The organism is Pseudomonas ekonensis (genome assembly GCF_019145435.1).
GTDB lineage: Bacteria > Pseudomonadota > Gammaproteobacteria > Pseudomonadales > Pseudomonadaceae > Aquipseudomonas > Aquipseudomonas ekonensis.
Window position 1 is genome coordinate 86,846 of sequence record NZ_JAHSTS010000001.1, and the last position, 18,008, is coordinate 104,853.

The 18,008-nt window shown below is 61.5% G+C and carries 16 protein-coding genes; 9 read left to right on the forward strand and 7 right to left on the reverse strand.

Annotated elements, in window-relative coordinates; all coding sequences use genetic code 11:
• Positions 1-213: 213 nt before the first annotated feature.
• Genes KVG96_RS00500 through KVG96_RS00515 form a run of 4 tightly spaced genes read left to right on the forward strand, consistent with a single transcriptional unit; the run spans position 214 to position 7,955 of the window.
• Positions 214-1,005: a YfaP family protein gene (locus KVG96_RS00500; protein WP_217890418.1), complete on the forward strand. Its 792-nt coding sequence runs from the start codon at positions 214-216 to the stop codon at positions 1,003-1,005.
• 37 nt (positions 1,006-1,042) lie between these two features.
• Entirely contained in the window at positions 1,043-2,749 is a 1,707-nt protein-coding gene (locus KVG96_RS00505) for a DUF2138 domain-containing protein (RefSeq protein ID WP_217890419.1), read from the forward strand.
• Entirely contained in the window at positions 2,719-3,384 is a 666-nt protein-coding gene (locus KVG96_RS00510; protein WP_437180474.1) for a DUF1175 domain-containing protein, read from the forward strand. The genes KVG96_RS00505 and KVG96_RS00510 overlap by 31 nt, the downstream gene beginning before the upstream one ends.
• A complete protein-coding gene (locus tag KVG96_RS00515) occupies positions 3,381-7,955 on the forward strand; it encodes an alpha-2-macroglobulin family protein (RefSeq protein WP_217890421.1) in 4,575 nt (1,524 codons plus the stop codon). Before KVG96_RS00510 ends, KVG96_RS00515 begins: the two co-directional genes overlap by 4 nt.
• Here the strand turns inward: KVG96_RS00515 and KVG96_RS27690 are convergent.
• Positions 7,948-8,253: a hypothetical protein gene (locus KVG96_RS27690; protein ID WP_225927256.1), complete on the reverse strand. Its 306-nt coding sequence runs from the start codon at positions 8,251-8,253 to the stop codon at positions 7,948-7,950. The two genes, KVG96_RS00515 and KVG96_RS27690, sit on opposite strands and share 8 nt — an antisense overlap.
• Here KVG96_RS27690 and KVG96_RS00520 point away from each other — a divergent pair.
• Together KVG96_RS00520 and KVG96_RS00525 are read left to right on the forward strand one after the other, a co-directional pair.
• Entirely contained in the window at positions 8,152-9,576 is a 1,425-nt protein-coding gene (locus KVG96_RS00520; protein WP_225927257.1) for a DUF2300 domain-containing protein, read from the forward strand. The genes KVG96_RS27690 and KVG96_RS00520 overlap by 102 nt on opposite strands.
• Before the next feature lie 3 nt (positions 9,577-9,579).
• Positions 9,580-10,392 carry a YfaP family protein gene (locus tag KVG96_RS00525; protein WP_217890423.1) on the forward strand — a complete coding sequence of 271 codons (813 nt, stop codon included), beginning with the start codon at positions 9,580-9,582 and terminating at the stop codon, positions 10,390-10,392.
• On the opposite strand, the gene KVG96_RS00530 is transcribed toward KVG96_RS00525, so the two are convergent.
• The 5 genes from KVG96_RS00530 to KVG96_RS00550 all read right to left on the reverse strand — a co-directional run bounded on the left by KVG96_RS00530 (position 10,379) and on the right by KVG96_RS00550 (position 15,308).
• Positions 10,379-11,554 carry a GGDEF domain-containing protein gene (locus KVG96_RS00530; RefSeq protein ID WP_217890424.1) on the reverse strand — a complete coding sequence of 392 codons (1,176 nt, stop codon included), beginning with the start codon at positions 11,552-11,554 and terminating at the stop codon, positions 10,379-10,381. The genes KVG96_RS00525 and KVG96_RS00530 overlap by 14 nt on opposite strands.
• 231 nt (positions 11,555-11,785) lie before the next feature.
• On the reverse strand, positions 11,786-12,871 hold the full coding sequence (gene darG, locus KVG96_RS00535) for a type II toxin-antitoxin system antitoxin DNA ADP-ribosyl glycohydrolase DarG (RefSeq protein ID WP_217890425.1): 1,086 nt from the start codon (positions 12,869-12,871) through the stop codon (positions 11,786-11,788).
• Positions 12,868-13,512, reverse strand: a complete 645-nt coding sequence (darT, locus tag KVG96_RS00540) for a type II toxin-antitoxin system toxin DNA ADP-ribosyl transferase DarT (protein WP_217890426.1) — start codon at positions 13,510-13,512, stop codon at positions 12,868-12,870. The genes darG and darT overlap by 4 nt, the downstream gene beginning before the upstream one ends.
• On the reverse strand, positions 13,509-14,090 hold the full coding sequence (locus KVG96_RS00545; RefSeq protein WP_217890427.1) for a DarT ssDNA thymidine ADP-ribosyltransferase family protein: 582 nt from the start codon (positions 14,088-14,090) through the stop codon (positions 13,509-13,511). Before KVG96_RS00545 ends, darT begins: the two co-directional genes overlap by 4 nt.
• Before the next feature lie 432 nt (positions 14,091-14,522).
• A complete protein-coding gene (locus KVG96_RS00550) occupies positions 14,523-15,308 on the reverse strand; it encodes a hypothetical protein (protein ID WP_217890428.1) in 786 nt (261 codons plus the stop codon).
• Between the two features lie 177 nt (positions 15,309-15,485).
• Here KVG96_RS00550 and KVG96_RS00555 point away from each other — a divergent pair, with 177 nt between their 5' ends.
• Positions 15,486-15,731 carry a helix-turn-helix domain-containing protein gene (locus tag KVG96_RS00555; protein WP_031638638.1) on the forward strand — a complete coding sequence of 82 codons (246 nt, stop codon included), beginning with the start codon at positions 15,486-15,488 and terminating at the stop codon, positions 15,729-15,731.
• Between the two features lie 97 nt (positions 15,732-15,828).
• On the opposite strand, the gene KVG96_RS27455 is transcribed toward KVG96_RS00555, so the two are convergent.
• On the reverse strand, positions 15,829-16,158 hold the full coding sequence (locus KVG96_RS27455) for a hypothetical protein (protein ID WP_049885380.1): 330 nt from the start codon (positions 16,156-16,158) through the stop codon (positions 15,829-15,831).
• Between the two features lie 106 nt (positions 16,159-16,264).
• Here KVG96_RS27455 and KVG96_RS00560 point away from each other — a divergent pair, with 106 nt between their 5' ends.
• Both KVG96_RS00560 and KVG96_RS00565 read left to right on the forward strand, forming a co-directional pair.
• The gene (locus KVG96_RS00560; protein ID WP_217890429.1) at positions 16,265-17,311 is read left to right on the forward strand and encodes a GmrSD restriction endonuclease domain-containing protein; all 1,047 of its coding nucleotides are present in this window, start codon (positions 16,265-16,267) and stop codon (positions 17,309-17,311) included.
• The gene (locus KVG96_RS00565; RefSeq protein ID WP_217890430.1) at positions 17,308-18,006 is read left to right on the forward strand and encodes an MAE_28990/MAE_18760 family HEPN-like nuclease; all 699 of its coding nucleotides are present in this window, start codon (positions 17,308-17,310) and stop codon (positions 18,004-18,006) included. Before KVG96_RS00560 ends, KVG96_RS00565 begins: the two co-directional genes overlap by 4 nt.
• The last annotated feature ends 2 nt before the right edge of the window (positions 18,007-18,008 follow it).

Below are 18,008 nucleotides of genomic sequence, written 5' to 3' on the forward strand. Positions count from 1 at the left end.
AATAAATCCGCCATTCGGCTCACACACCGTAAATGTGCGTGATTCCCACCGCAAATCCAGATGTATCCGATTGTTAAAAAACGGCCGAATCGTTAATCTTCGCGCCTTCCACGACCCCGTTTTCAGGGGCTTTCAGACGAAACGCAGTGCGCGCCACTGTGAAGCGCCGAGGATCGGGCGCAAGGTTTCGTCAGGCATGGCAGGAGGCATCACATGCGTTCGTTTCTTTTGCTGCTGATCGGGTTGGCCTGCACGCCCGCGCTGCTGGCGGCGCCGAGTGCCGAATTGACGGAGCCCCAGGGCGGCTGGCGCTACCACGGCCTGCTCGACCGCACGGAAAACCCCCAGGTCGCCTACCCCACGCCGCCCATCGACCGCGGCATCCAGCGCAACCGCACGATGATCCAGGGCCAGCTCAAGGCCCTCGGCCGCCAGCGCGGGCCGCACACCCTGGCGGTGAACGGCAATCCGCTGAACCTGTACACCGACGATGACGGACGCTTCGCCCGGCCCTATGCCTTCGGCGCCGGCTCCAACAGCGTCGAGGTGCGCAGCGCCGAAGGGCAGTCGCTCAAGCGCGTGCAGTTCTACGAGGCCAACGACCTGCGCACGCCGGCGCGGATCCGCGTGGTGCTGGGCTGGGACGACCCCAAGGCCGAGCTCGACCTGCACATCGTCACGCCGGACGGCCAGCACGCCTTCTGGGCGCGTCCGGCCTTGAGCAACGGCGGCGGCCTGGATCCGGACGGCGTCGACGGCCCGGGCCCGGAAATGTTCACCATGACCGCGCCGCTGCACGGCACCTATCTGGTTTACGTCAACTATTGGGGCAACTTCGGCGACGGCGGCTATAACTTCGAGGAGGCCAGCAATCAGAACGAGGTGATCACCTCGCAGATCACGCTGGTGACCCAGGAAAACACCGTCGACGAAAAACGCGAAACGTTCATCGTGCCCCTGCGGGCGATCGGTGATCTGCTGCTGGTCAAGACTTTCAACTATTAAGCATCCCGTCCACGGATGAATCTCGGGTTTTGTGAACATGAGTGATAACGCTGCTTCTCCGGCCGTCCCGACACCGACCGGCCAACCTCCCCGGCGCTGGCCGCTGCTGCTGGCCGGGCTGTGCCTGGTGGCCGGCGTGGCGGGCGGCCTGGGCTGGCTGCTGCACAAGCCCAAGGCGCCACCGGCGGAGCTGGCGAGCGACAAGCTGGGCATGAGCCGTCCCGACGCGCTGCTGGAGACCCGCTCCCTGAGCCAGTTGCCCAAGGACCTGTTGTCGGTGCCGTTCCTCAAGGCCACGCTCACCGAGGATTTCGTCTTCTATTACGAGAGCCATGCCGACCGCCTCGGCCTGATCGGCAGCCTGCGGCGGATCGTCTACGAACATGACCTGAAACTGCAGGACAGCCTGATCGAGCAACTGTTCGACCAGCCGGCGGACGTGGCGCTGTGGCGCGGGGCCGACGGCCGGCTGAAGGATTTCTTGTTGGTGATGGATCGCGGCGGCCTGGCCAAGGTGCTGGAGCCGTTGGCGAAAGTGGCGCTGGACGACTCGCAGTTGGGCCAGTTGGGCGAGCTCAAGGTCGGCGGCGACACGGTGCCGCTGTACCAGCTCAGCTACAACGCCGGCAAATCGCTGCTGTTCGCCTCCCATGGCGACAAGTTAGTGGTGCTGTCCAACCCGAGCAAATACTACGACCCGCAAAGCGGCGCGTCCGAGGAATCGGGCCATGTGTCGCCCGAAGCGCTCGCGGCGCTGCTGGGCGGCCAGAAGCTGTTCCCCGAGGCCTTCGGCCTGCCGGCCAAGGCGCCGCAGATCAAGCAGCGCCTGTCGGCGAACGCCAGTGTGCTTGCGATGGGCTACCAGCGCTTCATCCCGAACTTCGCCGGCCTGCGCTTCGACATGGACGACAAGGGCTGGCACAGCTTCCTGGCCATGGACGAGCTCGACAATCAGCCGGACTTCGACTTCAAGCCGGTGTGGCAGGCCATGCCCCTGGGCGCCAGCGCCTGCGTGACCTTGCCGGTGGCCGCCGAACCGCAGAAGCCGCTGCTGGTGAAGCTGGGTGCCGAAGAGGCCGCCGCACAGAAGCTCACCGAACACGTGGCCGGTGCGGCGGGGCTGTGCTGGTACGCCGATTCGCGGCTGTACACGCCGCTGCTGGTGGCCAGCCTGAACGACGGCGACAAGCTCGACGGCGACCTCGGTGCGCTGTTCGGTTCGATGGTCGGCGCCTATGAAAGCAACGTCGACGAACACGCGTTCCCGGTGGTGGAGAAGCAGGAAGGCCAGAGCCACCTGTGGCAGCGCCAGGTCAGCTCGAACTTCGGCCCCTATGCGGCCAGGGACGCCGAGAACCCCGACGCCATCACCGGCCGGGCCTTCATGAAGGTCAGCCTGGCGCGCCACGGCTCGACCCTGTTGTTCTCCCTCGACGACAAACTGGTCGACAAGGCCCTCGGCACCCTCGACAAGCGTTTCCCGCCGATGGCCGACGTGCTGCCCAAGGATGTGCTGATGCCGGTCTACTTCGGCCCGGACGCGATCGCCCAACTGATGCAGCAGGAAACCCTCGACAGCCTGCCGCAGGACATGGAGCCGGTGTTCTACAACGCCGCGCAGACCTACCTGATCCCGAAACTGCGCACCCTCGGCGGCTACGGCAAATACGCCCTGACCCTGCCCGAAGGCAGCGAGCCCGACGGCCACTGGCAATGGCTGCCGCTGGAGTGGAAAGCACTGTGACCGGACTGATCCGCCGCCTCGGCCTGCTGGCGCTGCTGTGCTGCGCCCAGGCCGGCGCCATGGAAACCCCTGCGCTCGATCCGCAGCAGTCCCAGGTGTTCCGCGCCTGGTTCGTGCGCATCGCCCAGGAACAGCTGAGCCAAGGCCCGAGCCCGCGCTGGTATCAGCAGGACTGCGCGGGGCTGGTGCGTTTCGCCGCCAACGAAGCGCTGAAAGTGCATGACGACAAGTGGCTGCGCAGCAACGGCCTGTCCAACCGCTACCTGCCGCCGGAGCTGGCGCTGAGCGCCGACCAGCGCAAGCTCGCCCGGCAGTGGCAGCAGGGCGGCGGCAAGGTCGGGCCTTACGTCAACGCGATCAAGCTGATCCAGTTCAACAGCCGTCTGGTGGGCCGCGACGTGTCGCAGGCGCGGCCGGGCGACCTGATGTTCTTCGATCAGGGCGACGACCAGCACCTGATGATCTGGATGGGCCGCTACATCGCCTACCACACCGGCACCACCACCCCAACCGACAACGGCATGCGCTCCGCAAGCCTGCAACAACTCATGACATGGAAGGACACCCGATGGATTCCCGACGCAGCCAACCCCAACTTCATCGGCGTCTATCGACTGAACTTTCTCTCCCAATGACCGGTGCCCGCATGCTGCGCATTTGCTCGAAAATCCCTCTGCTGCTGGCGCTGCTGCTGCCATTGGCGACCGTGAACGCCGAAGACACCGTGGCGCCCAGCGGCTACACGCCGGTGGCCGGCGAGAGTTTCTTCCTGCTGGCCGACAGCAGTTTCGCCAGCGACGAACAGGCGATGGTGCGCCTCGAAGCGCCGGGCCGCGATTACCGCAGGTTCCGCATGGAGCCTTACGGCGGCGCCGACATCCGGGTGTACCGGATCGACAAGCCGCTGGACTTCCTCAAGCGCCAGAAGAACCTGCACCGGGTGGCCAGCGACGGCCAGTTCAAGGGTGAGGGCCTGTCCAACACCTTGGCGTACCTGTGGGACAACTGGTACCGCAAGTCCCGTCGGGTGATGCAGCGGGCGTTCTCCTACGAGTCGCGCAAGCAGGTCACCGACGAGGTGCCGGAGCTGAAGATGGGCAACGCCATCGCCGCGCCGACGCCGTATGACGCCCAGCCGCAGTTCGCCCTGATTCCGGGCCTGCCGGTGGTCACCCAGTTCCGGTATCCGCTGTGGCAGGCCAAGCCGATCCAGCCGCCGGAAGGCGTGAAGCTGGCCGGTTCGTCCAGCGAGTTCGTCAGCGTCGCGCCGGGCAACGTCTACATCCCGCTGGGCCAGCTGAAGCCGGGCCTGTACCTGGTCGAAGCGCTGGTGGGCAAGTACCGGGCGACCACCATGGTGTTCGTCTCCAACACCGTGGCGGTGAGCAAGATCGCCGGCGACGAGTTGCTGGTGTGGGCGGCGCGCAAGCATGAAGGCAGTTCGGTGGCCAAGGCCAGCGTGCTGTGGACCGACGGCCTGGGCGTGATGAGCAGCGGCGCCACCGATGCCGATGGGTTGCTGCGCCTGAAGCACGTCAGCCCCGAGCGTTCGTTCGTGATCGGCGAGGACGAAGAGGGCGGGGTGTTCGTCTCCGAGAACTTCTACTACGACAGTGAAATCTACGACACCAAGCTCTATGCGTTCACCGACCGGCCGCTGTACCGGCCGGGGGACTGGGTGTCGCTGAAGATCGTCGGCCGCGAGTTCAAGAACGCGCGGGACTCCGTGCCGCCGGGCGCGGCGGACGTCAGCGTCAGTGTGCTCGACGCCACCGGTACCGAACTGCAGACCCTCGACCTGAAACTCGATTCGAAGGCCGGCACCCAGGGCCGCTTCCAGTTGCCGGACAACGCCGTGGCCGGCGGTTACGAGCTGCGCTTCAACTACAAGGACCAGGCCTACAGCAGCGCTTTCCGGGTGGCGGAGTACATCAAGCCGCACTTCGAGATCTCGCTGAACCTGGCCAAGCAGGATTACCGCACCGGCGAGCCGGTCAAGGGCAGCCTGGTGCTGCTCTACCCGGACGGCAAACCGGTGGCCAACGCCAAGCTGACCCTGAGCCTGCGGGCCCAGCAGCTGTCGATGGTCGACAACGAGCTGCAATACCTGGGGCAGTTCCCGGTGGAACTGACCAGCACCGAACTGACCACCGACGGCAAAGGCAACGCGACCCTGGACCTGCCGGCCGCCGACAAGCCGAGCCGCTACATGCTCACCGTGTTCGCCAGCGACGGCGCGGCGTACCGGGTCAAGACCACCAAGGAAATCCTCATCGACCGGGGCGCGGCCAGTTTCCGCCTGAGCGCGCCGCAGCGCTTCAGCGCGGCGGGCGACAAGGTCGCGTTCAGCTACGTCAACGAGGGCGGCAGCGAACCGGCCAAGGCCGTGACGCCGAGCGGCTACAGCTGGGTGCGCCTGGAAGACCAGAGCACCGGCGAAGGCAAGCTGGCGGCCGGCGACAAAGGCTTCAGCCTGGCCTTCGAGCGTCCGGGCACCTACAACCTGACGCTCAAGGATCAGCACGGCCGCGTGCTCGGCGCCACCGGCCACTCGGTGACCGGCGAAGGCGTGAAAGCAGTGCCGGGCACCGTGGAGATCGTCCTCGACAAACCCGAGTACAAGGCTGGCGACGAAGCGCTGGCGTTGATCACCTTCCCGGAACCGGTCAGCGATGCGCTGCTGTCGCTGGAACGCGACAAGGTCGAAGCCACCGCGCTGCTGGCCAAGGGCGGCGACTGGCTGAAGCTGGAAAAACTCAGCGACACCCAGTACCGCGCGCGCATCCCGGTCAAGGACACCTTTGCGCCGAACATGACGTTCTCGGCGCTGTACACCAAGGGCGGCCAATACAGCTTCCAGAACGCCGGGATCAAAGTGGCCGCGCCGCAGATCGATGTGGCGATCAGCACCGACAAGCCGGTGTACCTGCCGGGCGATACGGTGACGGTGGACCTGTCCACCCAGTTCGCCGGCAAAGCGGTGCCGGCGCACCTGACGGTCAGCGTCGTCGATGAAATGGTCTACGCGTTGCAGCCGGAGATCGCGCCGACCATCGACCAGTTCTTCTACCACCCGCGCCGCAACAACGTGCGCACCAGCGCCAGCCTCTCGTTCATCAGTTACGACGTGGCGCTGCCGGGCAGCCCCGGCGCACCGGGCAAGGCCAACCGCAGCGAGCGCGGCGTGAAGGTGCTGGAGCGTCCGCGCCGCGAAGACGTCGACACCGCCGCCTGGCAGCCGGAGCTGTTGACCGGCGCCGACGGCAAGGCCCGCTTCACCTTCAAGATGCCGGACTCGCTGACCCGCTGGCGCATCACCGCACGGGTCATCGCCGATGACGGCCTGGTGGGGCAGAAGAAGCAGTTCGTCCGTTCGGAAAAACCGCTGTACCTGAAGTGGAGCGGGCCCGGCACGTTCCGCAAGGGCGACCGGCCGCAACTGGGCGTGTTCGCCTTCAGCCAGGCCGAGAAACCGGTCAAGGCCGAACTGGTGACCCGTTACGCCGGCGCCGAGCAGCGCCTGCCGGTGACCCTCGAAAACGGCATCAATTACCTGCCGCTGCCGGCGTTCACCCTGGCGTCCGGCGAGTGGACGGCGGAGCTGGTGCAGGACGGCAAGACCGCCGACTCGCTCGTCGTGCGCCTGACCGCGACCGGCGAAGGCTGGCAGGTCACCCAGACCCAGAGCCTCGACGTGGCCGCCGGCGACACGCCGCTGAGCCTGCCGCCGGACGCCACGGATATCCGCCTGCGCCTGGATGACAGCCCGCAGGCGCTGTTCCGCTCGGCCCTCGATGACTTGCTGAGCTACCCGTACGGCGGCGTCGAGCAGACCGCCAGCCGCCTGCTGCCGCTGAGCATCGCCTACCCGTCGCTGGCGTCGAGCCCGCAGATCCGCGACCGCCTGCGCCTGATCATGCAGAACAGCCGCCTGCGCCTGGTGCAGATGGCCGGGCCGTCGGCGAGCTTCACGTGGTGGGGCTTGGACGGCGAGCCGGACGCGTTCCTGACCGCCTACGCCTACTACGCCGACTGGAACGCCAGCCGGGCGCTGGAACTGACCCTGCCGCCGGAGCACTGGCAACGGGTGCTGGAGGTCTACGCCAAGCAGGCGCCGAACACGCCGCTGCTGCAACGGGCGCTGATCCTGTCGTTCGCCCGGCAGATGCACTTGCCGGTCAACACCTTGCTCAGCGGCCTGATGGACGATTTGGCCAAGGCCGGCGAAGGCAATGCCGAAACCCTGCTGGATGACGGCGAGGACAGCCTGGTGATGGGCGATCCGGACTCGGCGCTGGGGCTGGCGGCGGCGCGGGTGCTGACCGCCTCGTTGGCCAAACAGGTGAAAGTCGCGCTGCCGGAGGCGTTCAACCGTCAGGTGGAGGCGGCGCAGCAACGGTTGGCGGTGAGTTCGCAGCCGTTCGCCGAAGCCCTGAACCTGTCGCTGCAAGCGTTCGATCAGGCCCGGGCGAAGGCCTTGCTGCAACGCCTGCTGCCGCAGCAGTCGACCCTGGAACGCGCATTGGCGCTGACCTGGCTGCAACGCAGCATCGAACAGGCGTCGCCGACCATTGCGTTGGCGCCGGGCGAAGGCTGGAAGAAACAGTACGGTGCGAGCGGCGAGATGTTCTGGACCTGGCAGGGTGCCGCGCCGGTGCCTTCGGTGCTGTCGGTGTCCGGCACGCAGGAGCGTCCGCTGCGTGCGGCGGTGAGCTTCAAGACCGCGCAACCTTCGGTCGAGCCGATGGCCGTGACCGTCACCCGGCGCCTGTCGCGCCTGGTGCCGGGCGACGAAGCGTTCACCTTCAAGCTGGAGCCGGTGGGCAACAAGCCGTTGTCCAGCGACAGCCTGTACCTGGACGAAGTGATCCTCACCGGCAAAGCCGCCAGACCGCTGCGCTACGGCATGCTCGAAGTGCCGCTGCCGCCGGGTGCCGATGTCGAGCGCACCACCTGGGGCATCAAGCTGCAAGGCAAGGACGGCACCGAACCGACCGCGCTGGAGAAGGCCCGCTTCGAGCCGGGGCAGCTGGCCTACGCGGTGCCGGTGGATGCCCTGAGCGGCGAACTGCGCCTGCGGCATCTGGTGCGCTTCTCGCAGAAGGGCCAGTTCAACCTGCCGCCGGTGCGTTTCACCCAGGTGTATGCGCCGCAGCATCAGGCCCAGGAAGCGAAAGCGGCCCTGGGTCAGGTCACGGTCAACTGACATGAGCCGGCCGCTGGTCTGGCTGCTGTTGTGTCTGGTTCCTGCGCTGGCGACGGCGCAGGACGAGCCGTTGCGCCTGGCGTACAAGGGTGAGTTGCTGTCGCTGAACCGCACGCAGCTGATCAACCGTGAGCCGTTGCCCGCGACGTTGCAGACGCCGCTGGGCAGCCTGTGGAAACTGTTCGTCTACGCCTGGCTGGCGGACACCGGTGCCCGGGAGCCGGCCTATGAATGCCGCGGGCAGTCGAAAGAGGAAGTCTACTGCTGCTCCGCCGGCGGCAAGGTCGAGCGCGATCAGGCGTTGGTGAAGTCCTGCGGGCTGTATTTCGAGCCGGCGCGGCTGGGCATTTCCGCTGCCGATTGGCGTCGTTACTGGCAGGTGCGCAACGCACCGGGATGGTTGCTTGACTTGCCGTCGGTGCAACCGGCGCAACGGGTTTCGGTGGCCGAACTGCTGCGGGTGTTGGCGTCCGTTCCCGCCCAGGCGCAGATGCGCCGGGTGCTGCTCGATGTGGTGCTGGGCGCGGCGGACGGCAACGTCGTCGGCGAGCTGGGCGGACGCTTGCGGGTGAAGACCTGGAGCTGGCTCGGCGATCAGGACGCGGCGTCGCGCCAGGGCGGGTTCGCCGGCTGGACCGCGGACGGTGCGCCGGTGTGGGCGGGCGGGCGCGGCACCAGTCAGGTGGTGCTGCGCCAGTACGGGCAGGCGCTGGCTTCGGTGCTGCCGGCCCCGTGGCCGGCGGAGTCCGGGCGTTGCGTCGAAGTGGGGCTGTTCTCGCGCTACCCGCTTGCGCGTGTGATGTCGGCGGGGCACGCCGTGACCTCCGGTCCGCTGGCCGGCGACTACCGCGTCGAGTTCGCCAACGGCAATGCGCTGGATATCCACAGCGCTGGCGAACTGTTCCTGCTCAACGACAGGCTGGTGGCGCGGCTGGACCGCGAAGAGTACGTCGCCCGCGTCCTCGACCGCGAAGCCAGGTCCGAACCCGCCGAAGCCGCCAAGGCCCTGGCCGTGGCGATCCGCACCTACCTGCTGCAGAACGCCGCGCGCAGCGGCGAGTGCCTGAGCATCGACGACAGCAGCAACCGCCAGCGGGTCGCTCCGCGCCCGGCGTCCGCCGAGTCACGCGGGATCGCGGCGTGGACGGCGGATCTGGTGCTGGCCGGCAGCACCGTCACCTATCACTCCGACCAGCCGGGCCCGGACAGGCTCGCCTGGCAGCAGGCCGTCGAACAGGCCAACGCCGGCCAGCGCTACGACGCGATCCTGCTGCACGCCTATCCCCGCGCCAGCCTCAGCCGCTGGGACAACCCGGTCGCCTCCTGCGAGGCGCTGCCTGCGGCCCAGGACTGGCTGCAGAAGCAGCGGCGCGGCTGGCGCCCGAGGCTGGAAGGCGAAACCGGGTACAACGAGGTCAGCACCTTTGCGGTCTGCAAGCTCGCGTTCGGGCGGCCGTTCGTCGACCGCGAACGCCAGCGCATCTACGTGCGCGGCGTCCTCACCCTGCAGGACCGCCTCGACCTGACCCACGAATACCTGCACCTGGCCTTCGAGGCACACCCCAACGGCCAGGACGAAACCTACATCGAAGGGCTTGCCCGTCACCTTTTGCTGGAATAGACCATGACACTCCGTTATCCACAGGTCTTGCTGTTGCTCTGTGCCTTCGCCGCGCTGTCGCCGGCGTCGGCCGCCGACGGCGTCAAACTCGACACCCCGGTCGGCGGCTGGCGCACCGGCGCGCCGGAGGGCGAAAGCGAAAGCTTCCGCCAGACCGTCAACTACCCGGCCTCGTCGGTCAACACCCCGACCGGCCAGGCCAACACCGCGCGCATCAGCGGCCAGATCCAGGCCGCGCCCAAGGGCAACGCGCCCGGCCGGCTTATCGTCAACGGCGTCAGCATGCCGCTGAAGATCGATGACGCCGGCCGCTTCGACCGCCCGTTCTCCTTCCCCAACGGCAGCAACAGCGTCGAAGTCCGCAGCCCCGACGGCCAGCAGCGCCACCGCACCCAGTTCCTCAACGCCAGCGGCGGCGCCACCCCGGCCAAACTGCGCGTGCTGCTGGCCTGGGACAGCGACGGCACCGACCTCGACCTGCACCTCGTCACCCCGGACGGCGCCCACATCTGGTACGGCGACCGCACCGCCCCCAACGGCGCCGCCCTGGACGTCGACGTCACCACCGGCTACGGCCCGGAAATCTTCGCCATGCCCGCGCCGATCAAGGGCCAGTACCTGGTCTACGTGAACTACTACGGCGGCGGCTACCGCGGGGACGACGAAGGCGGCGAGGAGGCGGTGCAGCCGCTGACCACGGCGCAGGTGACGGTGATCACCGAAGAAGGCACGCCGAGTGAGAAGATGGAGACGTTCGTGGTGCCGATGAGGGCGGTGGGGGAACTGACGCTGGTGAAGTCGTTCAGTTATCCGTGAGGCTCAGGTACAGCTGACGCAGGGTCAGCACGCGGTTGCGCCCCCTGTCCTTGGCGCCGTACAACGCTTCGTCGGCTTCCGAGAGCAGGCGTGACAGGTCATAACCCGACTCCCGTGTCGTGACCACACCGATGCTGACGCTGAGCAGGCCCGGCGCCGGCATGGGCAAGCGCGAGAAGGTCAACCGCATACGCTCCGCCACCTGCACAGCGGTCTGTTCGTCACAGGCCCCCAGCAGGCAGGCGAACTCCTCGCCACCGATCCGGCCGGAGACGTCTTGCTTGCGCAGGCTCTGGGCCATCACCTGGCTGAACGCAACCAAGGCCTGATCGCCTGCGGGATGCCCATAGGTGTCGTTCAGGTTCTTGAAGTGATCCAGGTCGCAGAGCAGCATTGCCGCCGTCTCTCCCCGCCGTTTGCTGTCGGCCAGCTTTTGCGCAGCGTGAAGCATGAAGGCGCGGCGGTTGCCGATGCCGGTCAGCGGGTCGGTCAATGCGGCGGCCCTGAACTTCAGTTCGGCGCGTTCCTTCACCATCGCCAGCGTCATGTAGCCGATGCCGATGACGTACAGCATCGACTCGAACAGCATGAACGCAAAGAACTGCGCACCGCTGACCGTGCCCGATGCGCTGTGATCCGGTTTCAGGCCTTGGTCGGTGACGCTGCGCACGGCATAGAACACGGTGTGCAGCAGGATCAGCGCCAGCGCCGGCATGAACGCGACCTCCAGATGCTTGCGGCCGCGCCAGAACTCCAGCGCCGTGAGCACACCGTAACCGACCGTCAGCAGCGAATACGCCGTCACCCGGGCCGACATGTCGCCGTAGAAGGCAGGGATCAGGCACAGGCTCAGCCAGATGACGGCCCCGGCCAACATGCCCGGAACCGAGGGCGAGCGACCGACGAATACGCGGATCGCCGTCCAGTTCAGCGCCGCGCCGAGCAGCAGGATCACGTTGCCGATCACGATCGGAATGATATCGATGCCGTGGTCGCGCCAGCTGACCAGCAGCATGCCCAAGGTTGCCGACAACATCATGCCGCCCAGGTACGCCAGCGGCCGTTCGCGGGTCTCGCGATGCCAGGCATGGAGCGTCAACAGCCCCATCAAAAAGAACACGAAGACCGACACGGCCAGCAGGGTAGGGATGTGAAGCGCCATTCCTTGGGTTCCCTACGGGGCTCAGTACCGAAATCCGGTCGGTGGAGGGGGAGTCGTTGAGGTTCGCTGCAAGGGCGGGATTTAGCACCGAGGGGGGTGAGGTTGGCAAGTGGCGGGTTTTGCCGGGACATGCACGGGTGAGGCTTCAACATGTGCAGCAGAGTTGCGGCACATGTTTTCGTCATCATCGTTGGAGGCGAGGTAGATCGGGGGCTGGGGCCAGTGAGTCGCTCAGGCCGCCAGCTCGGGGCGGAAACTACTGGAGGTCAGGCGTTTGAGTGCGATTTCAAGTGCCCGATCATTGAACAATCTGTTCTTGCGGGTGGCAGCGCCGACGCCACCGTCCCAATGCTGCAAAGCTTCGCGAACAGCCGCTACAGTCGGGGAAATGCCTTGCTGGCTCAAGAGCCAGTCCACTGTCGCCAGCAATTCCATTCCAAAGGGCGATTCAAACCCGTCGATCAGTTCGGCGGTGCGTTCCAACGCCGGAGAATATTCCTTGGCCTCAGTGTTGAGATACGTCTGTAAAAAGGTTTTGCGTGTCTGGTCAAACCAGATCACGTCATCGATGCCGGCATCGCTGATGCGCTTTTCACAGTGCAGGTAACTGCCGTCGAGATTGTCGAGCAGGTGCTCCAGCCGATTGGCGTAGGGGCCGAATTTATGCGCGACAAACTTCAGGTTTAGCGGGTTCTCTGTCTCCGGAAGCTTCTCGATGGCGCGTTCAAGGAACCACGCCAGCTTTTGAATCTCCAGCAGACTGCACTCCATGCCCAATACCCAGTAGCGCCTCACCAGTTCGGCGATGAGGGCACGGGCCGGCGTGAGCTTCTCCACACCGCTGCGTTTGGCAACATTCAGATACTGGTTGGAGGGCTCGAAGACCAATACGTCGGCATCCACATCCCCCAATACCTCCACGATTTGTTCACGGACTTCAGGCCACTTCAATCCACCGTTGCCGGCGCCGAGTGGTGGAACCGCAACGGACTTCACGTCATTTTCAATCAAGAACCGGCGCAAATCGTGCAGGCCTTCCGTTATCCAGGCCATCTGTGACGGTGAGCGCCAATGGCGCTTGGTCGGGAAGTTGATGATCCAGCGAGGGCCGTCCAGTTCGTTGGTGGCCGTCACGTGCATCTTTCCGGTTTCCACTTCTCCGGCCTTGCAAGCGGCTGCATACAAGCGGTAGTTCTGCGCAAAGCGTTCCTTGAACATCAGGGCGATGCCCTTGCCCATCACGCCCACGGTATTCACCGTGTTGACGAGGGCTTCGGTCTTGGCTTCCAGAAGGTTGCCTTGGGTGAATCGGATCATTGGAAATACCATGTCGGACGTGCATGGACAGGCAACGTCAGGCTCCTGGCGGCGACGTCTTGCTCAATGCGTACTTTCATCGCATCGGAGTAGCACATGATGCCCAGCAGTCCCGTAATCGGCAGGTGATGGTGGATCAGCGCTTCAGCCTGATACCGCTCCATTTTGCGGGGGTCATCAGGATCGCGCTTGAAGTCGCGCCGTTGAAGGATAGACCAATCGATCTGGCCTAGATTCGCCAAGTCGCTGTAATAGTCAGTCCAACCCGGATAGGCGTGTGCGTTTGTGAAGACAAACGGCAGGCCGAGTTCCGCAATCCGATACAGGCTGGACACCAGAATCACGATTTCGTCGTTGTGACGCTGCTGAACGCTCCAGCCCGAGTGGATGTTCTGCATCATCACCGAGAAAGGGGTGAAATAGAAGGGCACGTAGTCGGCCAGCACTCCTCCCGGCGCGATAGGCACCTGACGGGTTCGGCGCTTGTCGATCAGATCGACGTTGTCGATGTTCACGTACTGCGGTGCTTGTGTTTGCGAGTTGGAGCAGTGCAGACCGTTTTCCAGAATCCAGGGCAGGTTGTCGCGATGGACGATACGCCAAATCAGAGCTTTCTCTGGATTCAGGTTGGTGTAGTTCATTGATAAAACATTCTCTGATTGACGCCGGTGAGTACATTAACACCGGCGGCCCGCATTTTAGCTGCGCAGAGCGCATCGACTTCGTCGTTGGGCGTGAAGATCTTGAAGAAGTCAGCAGGCTTCACGACCCCTGGGGCAAGACATTCGGCCATGCAGATGCTTTTACAATGTGAATCATGATATTCGCGACTGTTCATGATATCCCAATCGATGCTTTCAAAGCCTTGGTCATAGTCGAGCAAATCTATCGAGTCTCCCGCCAGTGGGTGACGAGGAATGACTTTCCAACCGTTTTTCTTTGCCGTGGATCGATAGACCGTGATCAGCACAAACTGGGTGAAAGGCCTGTTACGTTGCACACTTCCGTCGAATGGGTTTCCTGCAAACCAGTGAAAGGGGACGTAGTGTTCCAACTGCAAAGCTTGTCGCTTCTTGAGGATGTCGGGATCTGCCACATCATTGAATCCCGAAAGGCTGGCGCGTGGTTTCAAGCCTTCCTTGAAAATGCCATCCAGGTTTTCAACCGAAGTGAGATGGTAGAGAAGTTTCTGTTCCTTGATGTTTCTGATTTCCGACATGGTGGTCTCCTTGACCTGCATATCATTGCAACTGGCTAAAGCCTGATCTGCCCCACGCAAATGGTGACCCGCAATCCGTGGGGCCTTGAAACAGTGGAGTGATTCTAGAGTGCCATCTTTTCTGGCCGCAAGCGCTGCATCGGAAACTACAGGGCTTTTCTTTCAGGCATTAAAAAGCCGGCTTGTGGCCGGTTTTTTATTCGCCTAAGGTGCTGTATTTAAAGGATTTCAACGGTTCATGTGTGCCTGTACCCCCATTTGTTCCCCCAGATGAGCTAGGCGTGAGGGATTCAAGGGAGGCAAGGGTGACACAGATGATCGACTTTACCAGAAAGCTGGGCTAGGGATTGTGTGCCATAGCTCTCTCGTCCGAGGAGTAGGTGGTTCCTGGCGGCATAAAAGGGGCAAGCTCAGTTGCCCCTGTTCTTCCGCTTACCGCATGCCTATTGGAGTGTCGTTTTCGTCGTAGCAAATAGGATACTCGCAATAGCCCCCGGCAGCGCTGACCTGCTCCGGAGTCACCTGGGGCAGGTACTCACCTAGCTTTTTCTTGGGCACTTTGTTCTTGTTGATATAGCAATCGTCGTCTGCTTGGGGATTGCACCAGGCCTCAGTGACTTTGATGTTCTTACTTTGGTGCTGGGACCGAGACTTGCCCGATCTATCTAGTTCGAATTGCTTAACGCCCCCATCGTAGCGGCGGTTGAACGTGTTCGCAAAAAGCTTATCGTTAACCCCTGAGTCTTTATAAAATTTCCATAGCATCTCGCCTGCTTGGGCGTAGCTGGCAGGCTTGCCGTTCTTTACATACGGGCCGCCATCATTTCTATACGCCACGGGCTTTCCGTCAGTGCTTTCAGCGATGTAGTACCAAATTGAAAGCTTAAAGTTAGTATTGTTTTTCCAGTTCCCCACCTGAGCGCTACCGTCGCTCAGCATACAACGATCATTGATGCAACGACCTGAATATTGGTTGCTGTAACTTACGTTTCGGCCTTGGCTTTTGTCATACTCAACGATGCTTCTAGGGAACTCAAGCCAAGTGCAGCTTATAGATTTATATTCGCCAAAGTCGTTATTTTTACATGGGATGGCGTAAGGCAAACCTTGCCGTGATTTCTCGTCTGGGAAGATAGCCCCATTAGTGTTATAGGTGTCATTGGCGAAAGCAGTAGCCGATATTAGCATGAGCATGCTGGCGGCGATTTGTATTTTCATTGCATCTATTCCTTGTGTAAGGCTATTTCCTAGGATTCACTTTTAAATGATGGAGTCGTCGTTGTGATCTTGACTCGGGGTTAGTCGGTGCTGCCCGGTGCAGTGGCCAAGCCATTCTCACTGAATGGGTCGTAAATGCCGTGGTCTTAGAGGCATCATAGCGAGACGATTTTGCCCATGGCAAGAATCTCCGCAATCCTCGACACTGATGGCAACCTCAAGAAGTTGGGCTCCGCGATCCGAGCTCGCCGATTGTCCCTTGACCTATCGCAAGAAGCTTTGGCTGATGCTGCGGGGGTAGATCGTTCTCACATGGGAAAAATTGAGAGGGGAGAGAGGAACGTTACTTTTCTCAACATTTTGCGGATCGCCGATGCGGTCCACTGCAAACCCTCAGATCTCCTCAGGGATGCGTGCCTGTGATCACAGGCACGCAGCTAGGCAGCCTCCTGCGAAGCACCGCAACCTAGAGCTCCTCCACGACGCACGCATCCAACGTGGAAGGTCTCTGCGGTAGCGGTTACTCGACTGGCAAATTGAAGCGGTGTCCACAAATCTGACATTGGTTGTGCGCCAAGACATGGCGGTCGAGTTTCTCGCCCAACTGAGCCCCGAAAACGCAACCAGCGACTCCTCCAGCTAAGCCTCCCAAGATTCTCCCGGCTAATGATCCCAAAGGGTGGGCCAGGGTACTCAAGGCACACAGCCTTGCTCCAATCCGGCTGCCGACGATAGCGCCAGCAGCTCCCTGCACTGCCCCCCCTATCGTGCCGATGGTGGCGGTGATCTTCATCGCTTGGCGGGAAAACGTGACTTTCGGCGAGTTACAACGTGGGCAGTGTGATGACATGATTAACAGCTCCTTGATGGGATATCATGACTGTCATGTAGTGCCAAAATTGCTTCCATTCGATGCGTTTAAGGATGGGGTTACTATTTGAAAAGGAGGTTGAGCCGTGCCGCTTACGTCAAAGCAAATTAGTCAAATTCAGAGTCAGTTAGAGAGCAAGCGCAAAACCGTATCTTTTGATAGTTATGATTTGTCGGTAAGACAAATCCTCGATATGGTTGAATCGGATGCCATTTTTGTACCGCCGGAGTATCAGCGTCAATTCATCTGGGAGCCTGAACGACAATCTGTTCTCATCGAGTCGGTATTCCTCGGTATACCTGTTCCTAGTCTTTTCATGGCCACTAATCCGGATTCCACTTGGGAGGTGGTTGATGGAGTACAGCGGCTGGGCTCATTAAGCCACTTCGTTGGCACGGCAGCACTGTTGGAAAGAATAAAACGAGATAGTCCGCTGGTCATTAAGGGTGTAGATAAACTCAATCATCTAGATGGGGTGAAATTTGACGACCTGCCGAAATCAATACAGCTTCACTTTTTGACAAGGCCAGTGCGGGTAACGGTTCTAAATGATCGAAGTGATCTAGCGGTAAGGTTCGACCTGTTTGAGCGTCTTAACACAGGAGGTGTTTCGCTAACGGCTCAAGAAATTCGAAACTGTGTCTATCGGGGGCCATTCAACGAAGATATAAAAGCTCTTGCTTCTCTGGACACGTTCCGCAGTGTAGTCAAGGTCAAAGACAGCAAAGGGGCGAATGGCACGTATGAAGAGCTGGTTTTGCGATTCTTCGCCTATCTGGATGGCTATGATAAGTTCAATCATCTCGTTAAAGACTTCCTTAACGATTACATGAACAAGCGTCGAAATGTGAAGGTAACTGCTGCTGAGAAGGCAGTTTTCGAGCAAACTATGGATTTACTTCACGCAGCGTTCCCTAACGGCATATCCCGAGGAAGAACGGTTACTCCAGTGAACCTTTATGAGGCTTTTGCTGTTGGTGTGGCTTTAGCCTTGCGTCAAGGAACGGCAGTTGACTCTAATAAGCTACCGCCTTTGATTGATGACAAAACGTTAAAAACGTATACGGGCGCTGGATCTAATCAGCGGAAGTATGTTGTGGGTCGAATTGAATTTGTGCGTGACGCGCTATGACGATATGTAGCTTTGTTCGGGACGGCTTTAACCAAAGACTTGGAGAAGCACGCGAGCTGTTTGCTAGGATAAAGCTAGAAGAGCCTCAAGAAGGCCTGCCAAGCCCGCCAACAGCTTTGTCGCTAACTTTGCGAGGCATGGTATACGTTTCGTTGTACGGTACGCTTGAGTACACTATCACCCAAGGAGTGCAATGCTTTATTAACCATTTATCCGGGCTGAGTGTTAGTACAAAACATCTAGAGCACTCGCTAAATTCCATTGCCATGAATTCTCAATTAACATCAGTGCGTGATAGCGGGGAGAAGAAGAAGTGGGAAGCGAGGAGGGCTCTTTTCAGTGCAATGGAGTCTCAGGATGCCTGTGTGATCCCGGATACTGTATTTGGTACTTTTCTGCACAACGTTTATCCCAAGACAGTATTGGAAATATTTTTGTGCTTGGGTATTGAAAAGCCTGCAACCGCAAATGAAAGTGAGGTTGGATATTTCAAGGAGATAACAGAAAAGCGCAATGCTGTAGCGCACGGGCGTGAGTCTGCAAGCGAAGCCGGAAGTGGCCTCACTATTCAGGATGTAGAATTGAGAATGAACGTCGTATACAGCGTATGTTCTTATTTTTTGGATGTAATTGAAGAGCATGCGTTAGAGCTAAAATTTGTGAAGCCTCGATATAGATCTAACTATCGAAATTGAGT

Excerpts from the sequence above, each read along its gene's own strand:
- KVG96_RS00515 (WP_217890421.1), top strand. The coding sequence starts at position 3,381 with ATGACCGGTGCCCGCATGCTGCGCATTTGCTCGAAAATCCCTCTGCTG.
- KVG96_RS00510 (WP_437180474.1), top strand. The coding sequence starts at position 2,719 with ATGGCTGCCGCTGGAGTGGAAAGCACTGTGACCGGACTGATCCGCCGC.
- darT (WP_217890426.1), bottom strand. The coding sequence starts at position 13,512 with ATGAACTACACCAACCTGAATCCAGAGAAAGCTCTGATTTGGCGTATC.
- KVG96_RS00505 (WP_217890419.1), top strand. The coding sequence starts at position 1,043 with ATGAGTGATAACGCTGCTTCTCCGGCCGTCCCGACACCGACCGGCCAA.
- KVG96_RS00565 (WP_217890430.1), top strand. The coding sequence starts at position 17,308 with ATGACGATATGTAGCTTTGTTCGGGACGGCTTTAACCAAAGACTTGGA.
- KVG96_RS00525 (WP_217890423.1), top strand. The coding sequence starts at position 9,580 with ATGACACTCCGTTATCCACAGGTCTTGCTGTTGCTCTGTGCCTTCGCC.
- KVG96_RS00550 (WP_217890428.1), bottom strand. The coding sequence starts at position 15,308 with ATGAAAATACAAATCGCCGCCAGCATGCTCATGCTAATATCGGCTACT.
- darG (WP_217890425.1), bottom strand. The coding sequence starts at position 12,871 with ATGATCCGATTCACCCAAGGCAACCTTCTGGAAGCCAAGACCGAAGCC.
- KVG96_RS00545 (WP_217890427.1), bottom strand. The coding sequence starts at position 14,090 with ATGTCGGAAATCAGAAACATCAAGGAACAGAAACTTCTCTACCATCTC.
- KVG96_RS00555 (WP_031638638.1), top strand. The coding sequence starts at position 15,486 with ATGGCAAGAATCTCCGCAATCCTCGACACTGATGGCAACCTCAAGAAG.
- KVG96_RS00500 (WP_217890418.1), top strand. The coding sequence starts at position 214 with ATGCGTTCGTTTCTTTTGCTGCTGATCGGGTTGGCCTGCACGCCCGCG.
- KVG96_RS27455 (WP_049885380.1), bottom strand. The coding sequence starts at position 16,158 with ATGTCATCACACTGCCCACGTTGTAACTCGCCGAAAGTCACGTTTTCC.
- KVG96_RS00530 (WP_217890424.1), bottom strand. The coding sequence starts at position 11,554 with ATGGCGCTTCACATCCCTACCCTGCTGGCCGTGTCGGTCTTCGTGTTC.